This is a genomic window from Ilyomonas limi (assembly GCF_005233845.1).
Classification (GTDB): domain Bacteria; phylum Bacteroidota; class Bacteroidia; order Chitinophagales; family Chitinophagaceae; genus Ilyomonas; species Ilyomonas limi.
In genome coordinates this window covers 162492-177095 of sequence record NZ_SZQL01000010.1, presented here as the reverse complement: position 1 = coordinate 177095, position 14604 = coordinate 162492, and the positions used below count along the sequence as shown (strand labels likewise).

General features: G+C 42.1%; 15 protein-coding genes. 6 read left to right on the top strand and 9 right to left on the bottom strand.

Features of this window, described 5'->3' with window-relative positions; genetic code table 11:
• Positions 1 to 6: 6 nt before the first annotated feature.
• From FC093_RS13585 to FC093_RS13570, 4 genes are all read right to left on the bottom strand, one after another.
• The gene (locus FC093_RS13585; protein WP_137262339.1) at positions 7 to 1209 is read right to left on the bottom strand and encodes a thiolase family protein; all 1203 of its coding nucleotides are present in this window, start codon (positions 1207 to 1209) and stop codon (positions 7 to 9) included.
• A 204-nt stretch (positions 1210 to 1413) separates the two neighbouring features.
• On the bottom strand, positions 1414 to 2028 hold the full coding sequence (locus tag FC093_RS13580) for a YdeI/OmpD-associated family protein (protein ID WP_137262338.1): 615 nt from the start codon (positions 2026 to 2028) through the stop codon (positions 1414 to 1416).
• Positions 2029 to 2043: 15 nt separating this feature from the next.
• Positions 2044 to 2424 carry a type II toxin-antitoxin system VapC family toxin gene (locus FC093_RS13575; RefSeq protein WP_137262337.1) on the bottom strand — a complete coding sequence of 127 codons (381 nt, stop codon included), beginning with the start codon at positions 2422 to 2424 and terminating at the stop codon, positions 2044 to 2046.
• Positions 2412 to 2636, bottom strand: a complete 225-nt coding sequence (locus FC093_RS13570; protein ID WP_137262336.1) for a hypothetical protein — start codon at positions 2634 to 2636, stop codon at positions 2412 to 2414. The genes FC093_RS13575 and FC093_RS13570 overlap by 13 nt, the downstream gene beginning before the upstream one ends.
• A 123-nt stretch (positions 2637 to 2759) precedes the next feature.
• Here FC093_RS13570 and rlmN point away from each other — a divergent pair, with 123 nt between their 5' ends.
• Positions 2760 to 3800, top strand: a complete 1041-nt coding sequence (rlmN, locus tag FC093_RS13565; protein WP_137262335.1) for a 23S rRNA (adenine(2503)-C(2))-methyltransferase RlmN — start codon at positions 2760 to 2762, stop codon at positions 3798 to 3800.
• A gap of 206 nt (positions 3801 to 4006) precedes the next feature.
• Positions 4007 to 5272, top strand: a complete 1266-nt coding sequence (locus tag FC093_RS24230; RefSeq protein WP_137262334.1) for a pseudouridine synthase — start codon at positions 4007 to 4009, stop codon at positions 5270 to 5272.
• A 45-nt stretch (positions 5273 to 5317) separates the two neighbouring features.
• On the opposite strand, the gene hisD is transcribed toward FC093_RS24230, so the two are convergent.
• Both hisD and hisG read right to left on the bottom strand, forming a co-directional pair.
• Complete coding sequence (hisD, locus tag FC093_RS13555; RefSeq protein WP_137262333.1) at positions 5318 to 6598, bottom strand: histidinol dehydrogenase; 1281 nt, start codon at positions 6596 to 6598, stop codon at positions 5318 to 5320.
• Between the two features lie 21 nt (positions 6599 to 6619).
• On the bottom strand, positions 6620 to 7489 hold the full coding sequence (gene hisG / locus FC093_RS13550) for an ATP phosphoribosyltransferase (protein WP_137262332.1): 870 nt from the start codon (positions 7487 to 7489) through the stop codon (positions 6620 to 6622).
• A 237-nt stretch (positions 7490 to 7726) separates the two neighbouring features.
• On the opposite strand from hisG, the gene FC093_RS13545 reads away from it, so the two are divergent.
• Entirely contained in the window at positions 7727 to 8230 is a 504-nt protein-coding gene (locus FC093_RS13545) for an NUDIX domain-containing protein (protein WP_137262331.1), read from the top strand.
• 135 nt (positions 8231 to 8365) lie between these two features.
• Here FC093_RS13545 and FC093_RS13540 read toward each other — a convergent pair whose 3' ends face one another.
• From FC093_RS13540 to hisF, 3 genes are read right to left on the bottom strand one after another with little or no spacing between them, the layout of a single operon-like run.
• Positions 8366 to 9505 (bottom strand): TlpA disulfide reductase family protein, encoded by a 1140-nt coding sequence (locus FC093_RS13540; RefSeq protein ID WP_137262330.1) that lies wholly within the window; start codon positions 9503 to 9505, stop codon positions 8366 to 8368.
• Between the two features lie 4 nt (positions 9506 to 9509).
• Positions 9510 to 10106: a bifunctional phosphoribosyl-AMP cyclohydrolase/phosphoribosyl-ATP diphosphatase HisIE gene (gene hisIE / locus FC093_RS13535; RefSeq protein ID WP_137262329.1), complete on the bottom strand. Its 597-nt coding sequence runs from the start codon at positions 10104 to 10106 to the stop codon at positions 9510 to 9512.
• A 38-nt stretch (positions 10107 to 10144) separates the two neighbouring features.
• On the bottom strand, positions 10145 to 10903 hold the full coding sequence (hisF, locus tag FC093_RS13530) for an imidazole glycerol phosphate synthase subunit HisF (protein ID WP_137262328.1): 759 nt from the start codon (positions 10901 to 10903) through the stop codon (positions 10145 to 10147).
• A 489-nt stretch (positions 10904 to 11392) separates the two neighbouring features.
• Here hisF and FC093_RS13525 point away from each other — a divergent pair, with 489 nt between their 5' ends.
• The 3 genes from FC093_RS13525 (at position 11393) to FC093_RS13515 (ending at position 14562) form a co-directional block, all read left to right on the top strand.
• Positions 11393 to 11764 carry a response regulator gene (locus FC093_RS13525; protein ID WP_137262327.1) on the top strand — a complete coding sequence of 124 codons (372 nt, stop codon included), beginning with the start codon at positions 11393 to 11395 and terminating at the stop codon, positions 11762 to 11764.
• Positions 11765 to 12026: 262 nt separating this feature from the next.
• Complete coding sequence (gene cobA / locus FC093_RS13520; RefSeq protein WP_137262326.1) at positions 12027 to 12869, top strand: uroporphyrinogen-III C-methyltransferase; 843 nt, start codon at positions 12027 to 12029, stop codon at positions 12867 to 12869.
• The gene (locus FC093_RS13515; RefSeq protein WP_137262325.1) at positions 12853 to 14562 is read left to right on the top strand and encodes a diflavin oxidoreductase; all 1710 of its coding nucleotides are present in this window, start codon (positions 12853 to 12855) and stop codon (positions 14560 to 14562) included. The genes cobA and FC093_RS13515 overlap by 17 nt, the downstream gene beginning before the upstream one ends.
• The last annotated feature ends 42 nt before the right edge of the window (positions 14563 to 14604 follow it).

Genomic DNA, 14604 nt, shown 5'->3' with positions numbered 1-14604 from the left:
CGGGTATTATATCCTCTCCAGCACCAATGCAGCGCCTTGCCCCATACCGGCACAAGTTGTCGCCAATCCGTATTTCGCATTACTCCGCAGCATCTCATGCACCAGCGTAGTAGTTATTCTTGCGCCGCTGCAACCCATTGGATGACCAATAGCGAGAGAGCCACCATTTACATTTACTTTCTGTTCATCTGTTTCCAACTCCTTTATACAGGCTAATGCTTGCGCAGCAAAACTTTCATTCAGTTCAATCAAGTCCATATCTGACATCTTCAGCTTTGCGCGGTGCAGTGCTTTGAAGGTAGCAGGCACGGGTGCCATACCCATAATGGCAGGGTCCACTCCTGCTACGCCCATGCTTACTATTTTTGCCATCGGCTGCAGGTCGTACATACGTACTGCTTCCTCGCTTGCCAGCAGGAGCATCGCCGCACCATCATTCAGTCCCGATGAATTGCCGGCTGTTACCGTCCCGTTAGGTACAAAGGCAGGCTTCAGTGCAGCCAAAGTTTCGGCAGACAACTTACGCGGTGCTTCATCCATTGTAAACCAACTAATTAGCTGGTCTTCATTGTTCATTTCCACCGGCACTATTTCATCGTCCCACTTACCCTGTTCCAGCGCTGCAAAATATTTTTGGTGCGATTGCTGCGCAAAAGCATCCTGTGCTTCGCGACTGATATTCCATTGCTGGGCAATGTGTTCTGCTGTTTCGCCCATCGGGTATGGCGGATACATAGCAGCAAGTTTGCTGTTGGTAAAGCGCCAGCCAATAGTGCTGTTATAAACCTCGCCGTTAGATGGCGTGTTCCAGTCGCCCTCTTTTTTAGGCATAATAAACGGGGCGCGTGTCATGCTTTCCACACCACCGGCAATGTAGAGCAATCCATCGCCGCATATAATGCCACGTGCAGCCTGCATAATGGCTTCCATTCCCGAAGCGCAAAGGCTGTTGATGGTAGTGCCACCAATGCCCGCCGGCAATCCGGTAAGCAGGGCAGCCATTCTTGCTACATTCCTGCAATCTTCACCTGCCTGGTTGGCGTCTCCGGCAATTACCTGCTCTATGGCATGCAAATCTATATGGTCATTGCGTTGTAATAACGCATTAATAACATAAGCCAGCATATCATCGGCACGCATATAGGCAAGTTTACCGCCATATTTACCAATGGGTGTACGCACGGCATCAATTATATAAGCTGTATTCATTATAGGTGTAAAAAGGAAGGCAAGATAAGCGAATAAGGGGACAAGGAACAAGGTTCAAGAGACAAGTAGGTAAGATTAAAACTACAAGCCAGTGATTCAAAATCTGAAGCTTATTGCCTGCAGCTCGTTGCCCATAGCTCAAGGCTTGCAGCTTATTCCTTGCATTTTGAATCTTTTATCTTGTTTCTTTTATCTTATACCTTGTTACTTTCGCTCGTATTTCCAGTTACGGCTTTTGCCTTCTTGCAACCATTCCAACATAGTTTCGAGACGCTTGTTGCGGGTGGTTTCTGTTTTAGCTTCAGTTATCCATTCCACATACTCTTTTTTGTGGCTGTAGGGAAAATTGGTAAACGTGGTTTTAGCAGCTTCATTCGTTTTTAAGGCTTTTGTTATTTCATCTGGAATAATCAATTCCTTTTTTTCGGTAGTTTTCTTAGGTGTAGCTTTTTTTACACCAGCTTCATTCAGTGCAGCGGCTTCTTTTATATAACTTATTAATACCTCATCAGCGGGCAAATCTTCCAGCGAAGTAATCCTACCCAAATGCCCCATTCCTTCTTCATTATTGGCTTGCAGTTCAGCAGCGCTTTGCATTTGCCCCGCTTTGAAAAAGCCCAACGAACAGTGATTTTTAAAAGCCGCCATGTTGCAGACAATACCCTTGTATTCAAAAAAAGGCATCCCCCATTTGATGGTTTCTGTTGCATCAGGGCAGGCTTGGTGCACCAAAGCTCTGATGTGTTGCAAAATGGGTTGGGCAAAAGGTGCCGATTTGTTTATATAAGCATCAATGCGAGTGTCTGTTTCTGGTTGCATATTGGTTTGATTAAATTACCATTCATGTGGATTCATAATCTGTAATCCCGGTACTTTGGAAAAATCAGTTTTGTTTCTGGTTAATAGCGTATAATCATTTGTTAAGGCAGTGGCGGCAATCAGTGCATCCGGAATTTTGATTTTTAAAGTCTTTCTTAATTCGATTGTCTTTTCTACAATATTCTCATTCATCTGAAAAACTTTAACTGTTAAAAACAATTTGGAAAAATACTGATTTTCGGCAGTCGTCATATTATATCCTAACACTTCAATTTTGCTAATAACAGATAAATTTAATGCTACATCAAAAATACTATCAAGGAGCTGAATCTGTTTTTCAGAAAACCGTTCTGCTGCATAATTTATCAAGACGTTACTATCAATTAAGTATTCCATTCATCCCGGCTTTGTTGTATATATTGCTGCATTTTTTCAGCAGTCTCTTTTGACAATCCTCCTCTTAATGCGGAAGGCTTCATTATTGGCTCCACCTTATTTTTAACCTCATCAGTATCAAACATCAGTACCTCTACCTTTTTTCCTACATAGCTTTCAGGAACCGATAAAGTGATATTTGTATCGATGGGTGTGATTGTTGTCCGTATCATTCATGCCCCAATTTTATACAATCAAATGTATGCAAATAGCTTCTAATATTCAACTTTATTCCCCTCGCAACAAGCCGTTAAAATTGCTGCAAAGCCCCGCTGCTGTTGTATCTTTGCCATCTCATGTCAACAAGCAAAAATATCCGGGAGCTAAGCCTGCCTGCTCTGGAAGAATACTTTATACATATTGGTGATAAAAAATTCAGAGCAAAACAGGTGTATGAATGGATTTGGCTGAAGGGAGCGCAAAGTTTTGAGGCAATGACCAATCTGAGCAAGGATTTGCGCACCAGACTGGCAGCAGATTTTACTTTGCCAGCCTTAACCATAGATGCTACCCAATACAGTGCCGATGGCACGGTAAAAAGCCGTTTTAAAACCAGCGACGGGCATTTTGTAGAAGGCGTTTTAATTCCTACCGAAGAACGAAAAACCGCCTGTGTTTCCTCGCAGATTGGCTGTAGCCTGAGCTGTAAGTTTTGCGCAACCGGCTACATGGAGCGAAAGCGGAATTTAAACTTTGATGAAATTTATGATGAAGTGGTGCTCATCAACCAACAGTCGGAAAAAGTATATGGCAAAAAGCTGTCGAATATTGTGTTCATGGGTATGGGCGAGCCGCTGCTCAACTACAGCAATGTGCTGAAAGCTATTGAGCGCATTAGTGCTGAGGATGGGTTGGGTATGAGCCCGCGCCGCATTACTGTTTCTACTGCCGGCGTGGCAAAAATGATTAAGAAACTGGGCGATGATAAAGTACGTTTTAAACTGGCTTTATCGCTGCATGCAGCTAATGATAAGAAGCGTAACGAAATCATGCCGATTAATGAAACAAATAACATCAAGGCTTTAATAGAAGCCCTGAATTATTTTTACAGGCAAACGAAAAACGAAATTACGCTGGAATATATTCTATTTCGCAACTTCAACGATTCTTTGAAAGATGCAGAAGAACTGGTAAAAGTTTACCGCCAGATTCCCGCAGATTTAATCAACCTCATTGAATATAACCCCATAGAAAATGCAGCCTTTGCAAAGCCCGATGAGGACACAGTGGAGCAGTTTATGCATTATCTTGATATGAATAAGGTAAATGCAAGATTGCGCCGCAGCCGCGGAAAAGACATAGATGCGGCTTGCGGGCAGTTGGCGAATAAAAATTAAGCTGCATGCTACAAACAGCAAGTAATAAGCATTAATTTTAAACTTATATATTATTTACGTTTGTAAGAATACGTACAGCTAAAACGTAAAGTGAATAAGCATCAGCAGGTATCTTTACTTATTCTTCGGGCTACTTTGTGTTCTCTATGCCTTTTTGGTTCAAAAACATTTTTTCATCCTGTTGAAAAACAGCAAACTATTACATCATGAGCAAGCAAGCATTCGACAAATTCATCAACCCCAAACCTAGCGGCGGCAAAAAAAAGGAAGCTATTAAGCAGGAAAAAAAGAAAGTAAAAGCTGAAATACGTGCTAAAGCTGATGAGGAACGTCAACAAAACGCAGCCAAATACGGCTTAGTGACAAAGGAAAATAAAGCGCAATCCGCAGGTAACAAATTTCAAGAAACAAGATTCGGGAAAGAAGGAGCAAAGAGCAGGGTTCAGGGAGCAAGCAACAGGCAAAACACAGCCCGTGGTGCCAACCATTGGGGAGAAAAGAACCAGGATACAAACGGAAAAATTCAGGGCACAAGAAACAAGGCACAAGATTCAAGATTCAAAAGGGATAATAAAGAAGAGAAAACATTTGACCGTTCTGCACAACGAAGAGGAACAAAAGAATCACCCCAATCGCGCTTTGTAAAACATGGCCATGAAACAACGGGAACAGGGACAAAAGGCATCGAAAAAGCAAACTATTCTTACACTGCTGCACCTGTTACAGACGAGCAAATGCCACTCAATAAATTTGTTGCACATGCTGGTGTTTGCGCCCGCCGCGAAGCAGCCAACCTGGTAAAAGAAGGGCATGTAAAAGTAAACGGAGATATCGTGTATGAGCCGGGCTATAAAGTATCTGCCAAAGACAAAATAGAAGTAAAAGGCAAGCCTGTTTTCCTGCAAAAAAATCTCGTGTACATCTTACTCAATAAGCCTAAAGATTATATCACCACTGCTAAAGACCCGGAAGGCAGAAAAACGGTGTTTGATTTGGTTGCCAACGCTACCAAAGAGCGCATTTATCCTGTAGGCCGCCTCGACCGGAACACTACCGGTGTGCTCTTGCTGACCAATGATGGCGAGCTGGCGCAAAAGCTTACACATCCTTCTTTTGAAATAAAAAAGGTGTATGAAGTACGATTAGATAAGCCTTTGACTAAAAAAGATGCAGACGCCATTCTGCAGGGCGTTACGCTGGAAGATGGCTTTATACAAGCTGATGCGGTTGGCTACGCCGATGTAAAAGATAAAAGCGTAATTGGCATTGAAATACATAGTGGACGAAACCGGATTGTGCGACGTTTGTTTGAGTTTTTGGGGTATGATGTAAAAAATCTGGACAGAGTGATGTTTGCCAACCTCACCAAGAAGAATGTGGACCGCGGTAAATGGCGCTTACTTACCGAGAAAGAAATACGCCTGCTCAAATACATGAACCAGTCTTTTGTACGAAGCAAGAGAAGCGAATAATTATAAAAGTAAAAAACTATAGTGCATAGCTGTAGTTTTTTACTTTTATCCTTTTACCCTTATTTTCACCGCCTCTGCATGTGCCCGCAAGCCCTCTGCTTCTGCCATTGTTATTACCGAAGAAGCAATTGCATTCAAGCCGTTTTGTGTAAGCTTTTGATAGGTTATCTTTTTTACAAAGCTATCTACGCTTACACCGCTGTAGGCTTTTGCAAACCCATGTGTCGGCAGTGTATGATTGGTACCACTGGCATAATCGCCCACACTTTCCGGCGAAAAATTGCCAATAAATACAGAACCTGCATTCACTATTCTTTCTGCAACTGCATCGGCATTGTTGCAGGCGAGAATTAAGTGCTCGGCAGCATATTCATTGACCATCGCAATCATATCTTCCATATTATCCAGCAAAATCATTTTGCTATTCTCCAATGCTCTCACAGCAATTTCCTGCCGTGGCAAATTTTCCAACTGTTTGCCTATTTCTTTAGTTGTTTCTTCTATCAGCCTTGCGCTTGTAGTTACGAGTAATACCTGGCTATCTACCCCATGCTCTGCCTGCGATAATAAATCTGCTGCAACAAAAGCTGCATTGGCGCTTTCATCAGCCAGCACACATACTTCGCTGGGGCCGGCAGGCATATCTATAGCAATGCCCTCCTGCTGTACCAACTGCTTGGCGCAGGTTACATACTGATTGCCTGGTCCTAAAATTTTATACACTTTTGATACGCTTTCAGTGCCATACGCCATTGCCCCAATTGCCTGTACGCCACCTGCCTTAATGATGGTAGTAACGCCCGTAAGCGCTGCTGCAAACAAAATAGCTGGATGGATTGTACCATTTTTTGCCGGTGGGGTGCACAATACAATCTCTTTGCAGCCAGCTAATTGTGCCGGAATAGCCAACATCAATACTGTAGAAAAAAGCGGTGCGCTGCCGCCGGGAACATACAAACCTACTTTCTCGATTGCTACCGGTTTGCGCCAGCAGGCAATGCCGGGCATTGTTTCTATCACTTCCTTTTTTGCAGTTAATTGCTTTGCATGAAAAGTCTTGATGTTGTTTGCAGCAAGTACAATTGCCGCCTTCAACTCGTTGCTTATTTGTTGATGTGCAGCAGCAATTTCTTCTTTAGTTACAATAAAATTATCTAATTGTACACCATCGTATAAAGCTGTGTATTTCAACACAGCTTCGTCGCCATTTGTTTTTATATCATTCAATATGGCAGCTACCTTTTCCTGCAACGAAACCGCGTCAAAAGCAGGACGTTGCAGTAGTCCCTGCCATGCTTCCCGGGGAGGATTTTTAACGACAATCATAGTATGTTTTGTTTCAATAAATCAGATAATCATCTTCTCAATCGGTATCACCAGAATGCCTTGTGCGCCTGCATTTTTGAGCTTTTCTATAATATCCCAAAAAGTATCTTCGCTCAATACACTGTGTACACTGTGCCAGCCTTTTTCGGCCAGTGGTGTAACAGTCGGACTTTTCATGCCCGGCAATAAAGCAATAATTTCACCCAGTTTTTCTTCGGGCGCATTCAGTAAAATATACTTGTTGTTTTTTGCCTTTTTTACCGCTTGTATACGAAAGAGTAGTTTGTCCAGAATTGTCTGTTGTGCTTCATCCAGATCTTTATTTCTAATAAGCACTGCCTGCGATTGCAGAATGGTTTCAGCTTCTTTCAAGCCATTCATAAATAAGGTAGAACCGCTGCTTACCAAATCGCAGATAGCATGTGCCAGCCCAATACCAGGTGCTATCTCCACACTGCCGCTAATTTCGTGAATCTCGGCAGTTACATTATTTTTTTGCAAGAAATCATTAAGGATTAACGGATAACTGGTAGCGATGCGTTTGCCTTGCAAGTACTGCACGCCATCGTATGTTTCGTTTTTATCAACAGCGATACTTAAACGGCATTTGCCAAAACCCAGTTTATGTTCTACCTGTACATTTTTATTTTTTTCATACACTACATTCTCACCCACAAAACCAATGTCGGCAACAGCATCTTCTATGTACTGCGGAATATCATCATCACGCAAAAAGAATACTTCCAGCGGAAAGTTGGAAGCTTCACTTTTTAGTTTATTCACCCCGTTGGTAATGTCAATTCCGCACTCTTTTAAGAGCTTCATAGAATCGTCGTGCAGGCGACCCGATTTTTGCACCGCCAGCTTAAGAACGGTATTAGCGTTTATCATTTTGTTTATTTAAATACAATAAAAAAGGCTTACCGTACAAGTAAGCCCAATGTTTTTTTGCAGATACAACAAACACACCAGCCTACCGGTACAGTAAGATATGATGATGTGTATGCGTATTGCTGTTCATGCCGGCAAAAATAAAGCGTGATTTTGTTTAAGCAAATTTATTTACCGGTAATACGGCTAATGGAAACAATTTATTAACGAACATTGTAAAAGTATAAAGGGAAAAGTATGTTTAATTTTAATATCAGGGTATATGGTATTTTAAGAGATAGCAACAACCGCGTGCTGGTGAGTGATGAGTTTATAAGGGGCGAATATTATACAAAATTTCCGGGTGGCGGATTGGAGTTTGGAGAAGGTACGCGCGATTGCCTGGCACGTGAGTTTATGGAGGAAACAGGGTTGGCTGTAACAATTGGCGATCACATTTATACTACTGATATTTTCCAGCTTTCTGCTTTTAATAAAGAACATCAAATTATTTCCATCTATTATTTTGTACATGCTGCAGAGCCGGTTGCATTGGAAACAAAGACCAAAATATTCGACTTTTTGCCCGAACAGGTTGCTGATAAAACGGCTCAATGCGAGGTGTTTCGCTGGATAGAATGGGACGATCTTACAGTTGAAACAGTGTCGCTGCCATTAGATAAAATTGTGGTGAATATTTTAAAAGACAAACCCGGCGACATACCCCATGATAATACGATGCTGGTGCGAAGCTTTCAGTAACTATACTCTACTCTAAAACTTTACCCCTGAAGTTAGTACACAATAAAACCGGCTTTAGTGAAAGCATTCACTTTCACTAAAGCCGGTTGCTTATTTTTAATAAGTATTAATACCAAGGTGAAATATTGCGTTATGTTATTTCAACACTTCTTTCAGCTTTGCAATTAACGCTTCACCACGCAGGTTTTTTCCTATGATGATACCATTAGGATCTATCAAATAGTTTTGCGGAATAGACTGAATATTATATTGACGCGCTGCCTCATTGCTCCAGTATTTAAGGTCACTTACGTGTGTCCAGTTAAGTTTATCCACCTTAATAGTATTCAGCCACGACTCACGCCTTTCATCTAATGAAACACTCAATACCGTGAAGTTTTTGTCTTTAAATGTATTGTAAGCCGCCACCACATTTGGGTTTTCCATGCGGCAGGGACGGCACCAGCTTGCCCAAAAATCGAGCAGCACATACTTGCCCTTGAATTGCGAAAGCGATACATTGTTGCCGGCAGTATCGGTTTGGGTAAAATCAATTGCGGGGCTGCCAATTGCACCTACTTTATCCCTTGTAATGGCAAGATTTAAATTTTTGGCAAACTGGCTTTCCAATGCCGCGCCGGTGAGCAGGTTGTAGCGCTTTTGAACTAAAGCAACATCTTTATTTGGGTCGGTATCGTAGCTGTATGCCAGTACGAGCGAAGCCACCGGCGAATTCTTTTTACGGTTAATAAAGCGGTCAATACTTTCCTGGTAAATATTGTAAGCCGTATTGAGTGAAATTATTACACTGTCTTTAGCAGCTTGCGTGGGTGCTGCCTGCAACATACCACGGTAATACTCCACATAATCATTCAGTGGTTTGATGTGGTAAATAAATTCTTCGTAATCGTGGTTAGCATCGGAGCCGCTGATGTTTATATCGCTAAAATCGGTGCTGTCGCCTTTAATAGTAATATGATCATTACCCATAAACAACACCATCCTGCGATTGAGCGAAGGTATATTCAAGATGCGCGCATCGGTGTTATCCAATTTTCCTGTCAACACAAAATGACCGTTTTGCGCAGTGGTTTTAGCCAATGTATCAGTACCGCTAAAGCCTGCTAAAAATACAACACTGTTATCGGGTACTCCTTTGAGATGACCATTAATTTCAAAGCCTTCATTTATGGTGGTACTTGCAGCATCGTTTGCCGGCGCCACACTGTTTTTATTTCCCTTTTGTGCAGGCAACAGCACCGGTACCACCAGCAGCACAATCAATAATCGCTTCATAGTTTTATTTTGAATGACGTTTTTGTAAAACGTCTGTTACATGTTGTAAATTATACCCTTTTGCATTGAGCAAAATCAAATAGTGAAACAGCAAATCAGCCGCTTCGTTTAAAAACAGACCTTCATTGTTATCCTTTGCTTCAATTACCAGTTCTACCGCTTCCTCGCCCACTTTTTGTGCCACCTTATTTATGCCTTTGTGCAGCAGGCGCGATACATACGAATCTTCGGGGCTTGCCTGTTGCCGGAGTTGTATAATTTCTTCCAGATACTGCAAAAAGTCCTGCCGGTGATTTTTTTCGCTAAAGCAAGTATCAGCGCCGGTATGGCAAACCGGACCAACCGGCGTAGCTTTTATAAGCAAAGTGTCTTTATCGCAATCCGCCATTATTTGTTTTACCAGCAAATGATTGCCACTTTCTTCACCTTTTGTCCAAAGTCGTTTTTTGCTACGGCTATAAAATGTAACCATGCCGGTGCGCCCGGTTACTTCCAAAGCATCGGCATTCATAAAGCCTAGCATCAGCACACGATTGGTGGTGTAATCCTGCACAATCGCCGGTGCTAATCCGTCTGCATATTTCTTAAAATCAATATCCATGTAAATAATTAACTGCTTTTTATGTAAGCGATAATACGCTAAAGCCTGACACTAATATCCTTGTCTTTCAAAAAAGCTTTCAACTGCGAAATATCTACTTCCTTAAAATGAAAAATGCTGGCTGCCAGTGCCGCATCGGCTTGCCCTTCTTCAAAAACATCGGCAAAATGTTGTACCGTACCGCCACCGCCCGATGCAATAACCGGCACTGGTAACGTAGCGGCTAACTGTTGCGTTATATCTAAAGCAAAACCTTGTTTTGTGCCATCGTTGTTCATAGAAGTGAGCAATATTTCACCGGCACCCCGCTCCACGCCTTCCTTAGCCCAATCTAAACATTTTGTGTTTGTCTTTACCCTGCCGCCGTTGAGATATACATACCACTCGCCATCTTCTTCCTTTCTTGTATCTATTGCCAGCACTACGCACTGACTGCCAAATTCTTTGCTTAAATCATTAATCAACTGCGGATTTTTATAAGCCGCCGTATTTACCGAAATTTTATCAGCACCATTTTGCAACAATACCTGCACATCGGCTACGCTGCTAATGCCACCGCCCACCGTAAATGGAATATTAATGCGGTGCGCAATTTTATTCACCAACTCGCTTAGTGTTTTGCGCTTTTCATTGGTGGCAGTAATATCGAGAAATACCAGTTCATCAGCACCTTGCCGGGCATAAAAAGCACCGAGTTCCACCGGGTCACCGGCATCGCGCAGGTTTTCGAAATTGATGCCTTTTACGGTTCTGCCGTTTTTAATATCAAGGCATGGGATAATTCTCTTTGTCAGCATTTTCGGTACAAATTAACGGCGCAACTGTCAAATAGTATGAGAATATTATGATAGCTGTTGTTAAAAGCAGTATTTTTCAAGCCATATATATTGTTGTGTAACAACCCCGTCTTACTCAAAAACAGTTTTACCAGGTATAACTAAGTTCAACAGTTTCAGCCTTCATATACCTGTTTTATATTAATATGTGCTTAAAAGTGTTGTTCCGTTATCATGCTTCCCTATTTTTATAGGTATTTTGTATCACAATATTTTGTAACATTTGATGCTATTAAGAAAAACATCCGGCACCGGTTTCATTTATTAATGTCCTTAGGCCGATAAAGGTATTAGGTTTATTAAAAGATTTGTAGTTGTGTAATTGTGAATATTGTACCCAAGATTGTAGAATATTAATGCTGCCTGCATTATGATATAATGAATTGCCCTATGGATGTGATAATAAGGCAATTGCAGATGCAAAAAATAAGAACCGCTAATAAGTGAAGTATGAATGTATTGTTAGTTGATGATGAGTATATCAGCAATTTTATCAACAAAAAATTGATAGAAAACATTGATGCTGCTATACATACCATTGCATTTAACGATGCCGTAGAAGCTTTCGGCAAGTTGCACTTTATAAAACCTGATCTGATATTGCTGGACATTAATATGCCGATGATGAATGGCTGGGACTTTTTAGATAAAATGCAAGTTGATGCAACAGACTATAAAGTGGTTATTCTTACTTCATCTGTAAACGCTATGGACCGCACAAAGGCTGCAAAATATAAGAACGTAATTGGGTTTATGGAAAAGCCGGCTACTATTTCAAGCCTCACTCCGTATATCACCCTGTTATCAGCCGTGGTGGCCTGATCATCAAAAAATATCTGCTAAATTATCCTCTCTGCGCGTAGTGAGTGAAGAACTTTCCACCGGAATTTTTAAATTCAACACCCACTATCCATAATTAACAATTTACCCTTTATTACCTTCATATTAAGCTGCATCATTACTCATAACATGCTAAAGAATCATTAAGTAAAACACGATTAATGATAAAACTTTGGCTCAAACTTTTTTCTGTTTTACTTTTACACAATAATCTACCAAAATGGTGGACTAATGTAAGTAAAAAATGCAGCAACCGCACAAAGTGTATTTTATTGGCGCCGGTCCCGGCGATCCAGGTTTAATGACTGTGAAAGCCGCCAAAATATTGCAGCGCGCAGACGTGGTAATTACCGACCGACTGGTAAGCGAAGACATTTTGCAGGAATATGTTCCATGTTCTGCACAAATAATTGCTGTGGGCAAGCAAGGTGGCAGCAGCGCTTCTGCTTCGCAAAAGGAAATTAACGAATTACTAGTAGAGAAAGCAGGGTTATACCCCACCGTAGTACGCCTCAAAGGTGGCGATACCAGCATTTTCTCCAATATATTAGATGAATTGCTGGCGCTCAATGCTGTGGGTATCGTTTATGAAATTATTCCTGGTATTACTGCGCTCTCCGGTGCTGCTGCTTATACCGGTATTCCACTTACAGCACGGGAACATGCTGCAGGTGTAAGAATCCTCACGTATTACAAACACACGGCTATTGCGCCGGATGCCTGGCGCGAACTGGCAACAATGAAAGACACCCTGGTATTGTATATGTCTGGCGCTTCGCTACCCGAAGTAGTAGATAAATTGCTGGAGCATGATGCCAGCGTGGCTACCCCGTTTGTAGTAGTAGAGCAGGCCACTACGCCCAATCAATATGTATATAGCGCTACATTGCAACAGTATAAAAATCAGCCGCCTGCTACCGCATTCATCAGCCCGTCGCTGGTAATTATTGGTAAGGTGGCAGGGTTGTACAAGCAGTTTGCATGGCTGCCCAACAAGGAGGAACGTGTACCTTACTTTGCACCTTTAGATACTTTAACAGAATTATTCAACGATATAAAAAATGGCAATAATGTTAGCAGAGCCTAAGCTGAAATTGTTTCGTGAACTGATAACAGGCGTCTCAAAAGAAGAACTCATTTGGATAAATGGGTATGTAAGTGCGTTAATGGAGAGCAACGGTCATGCAGCAAATGTACTGCCGGATGCTGCACCGCAAAGCACGCTGGCAGTCTGTACCGTGGTGTATGGCACCGAAAGTGGTAACTCTAAAAAAGTTGCGGTAGAAATGACTTCGAAGCTGAAAAAGCAAGGCGTGCAGGTAAAAACAAAAAGCCTTGACCAATATAGAGTGGCGGATTTGCCAAAGGAAAATTGCTTGCTTGTGGTAATGAGTACGCAAGGCGATGGCGAACCACCTGCCGCTGCCAAAAAGTTTTACGATTATATACAGCAGAACGATGTACAACTGGGCCAGTTAAAATTTGGTGTGCTGGCACTGGGCGATTCCTCTTACCCGCTGTTTTGTAAAGCCGGAGAAGATGTGGATGAACGCCTGGAAAGATTAGGCGCAGAACGCATTATTCCTTTGTGTAAATGTGATACCGATTTCGAGCCGGAAGCACATGCCTGGATTGATGAACTCATCAACACTACCTTAAAGGCTGCACCTGCAGCACAACCGGCAAAAGCTACCGTAAAGCCGGCATCTGCGGGCAAGAAAATACAGCCGGGAAAAATTGTTACAAGCGTAAACCTTAACGATATTGACAGCAATAAAGAAACGTACCATATAGAAATTGCTACCGAAGAGCCCATCATTTATGAGCCGGGCGATTCTATTGGCATTATTGCAAAAAACAGCGATGCGGCGGTGATGAAAATACTGGAATTGCTGGACGCATCACCACCGGAGCAAACAGTAGCGTTTAAAAATGAAAGTTACAAGCTGTTTGATCTATTTAAGCATAAAATAAACATACAATACTTACCGGAGCGTATTATTCAAAAATATGCAGCTTTGGCGCAAAAGGAAATACCAGCCATCCGCATGGATTTGATTGACCTGTTGCGTATTTATCCTTTTGACCAAGTTGTAAGTGTGCAGCAGTTGGTGGATATACTGGATCCGGTTGCACCAAGGTTGTATTCCATTGCTTCTTCACCGGCAGCACATGGCGAAAACGAAGTGCATATTACCGTGGGCAGAAGCAGTTTTGAAGTAGATAGCCAAAAGCGTTTTGGCTTGTGCAGCGATTACCTGTCGTGCATGAATGTGAATGACATATTGGAGATTTATGTGCAACGCAACAGCTCGTTCAAGCTGCCACATGCAGATACCGATATCATTATGATTGGGCCGGGCACGGGCATCGCACCGTTCCGTTCTTTTTTGTTTGAGAGAGATGCAACCGGCGCACAGGGACGTAACTGGCTGTTCTTTGGCGATCAGCATTTTACTTCCGATTTCTTATATCAAACAGAGTTACTTACTTTGTTTGAAACGGGAACGCTTACACGCTTCAATACCGCTTTCTCCAGAGACCAGCAAGAGAAAATATATGTGCAGCACCGTATGTTGCAACAGGCTACTGAACTGTTTGAATGGATAAAAAATGGTGCAAGCATTTATGTTTGTGGCGCCAAATATCCCATGAGCACCGATGTAGAAAATACTTTGTTGCAGATCATCCAAACAAAAGGCAACATGAACGAAGAGGAGGCAATGCACTTTTTAAATGAGTTGAGCGAGCACGGCAAGTACCATAAAGATGTGTATTAACGGGCGCTGCGAGCGGTGAGCCACGAGTTGTAAGCCACCATC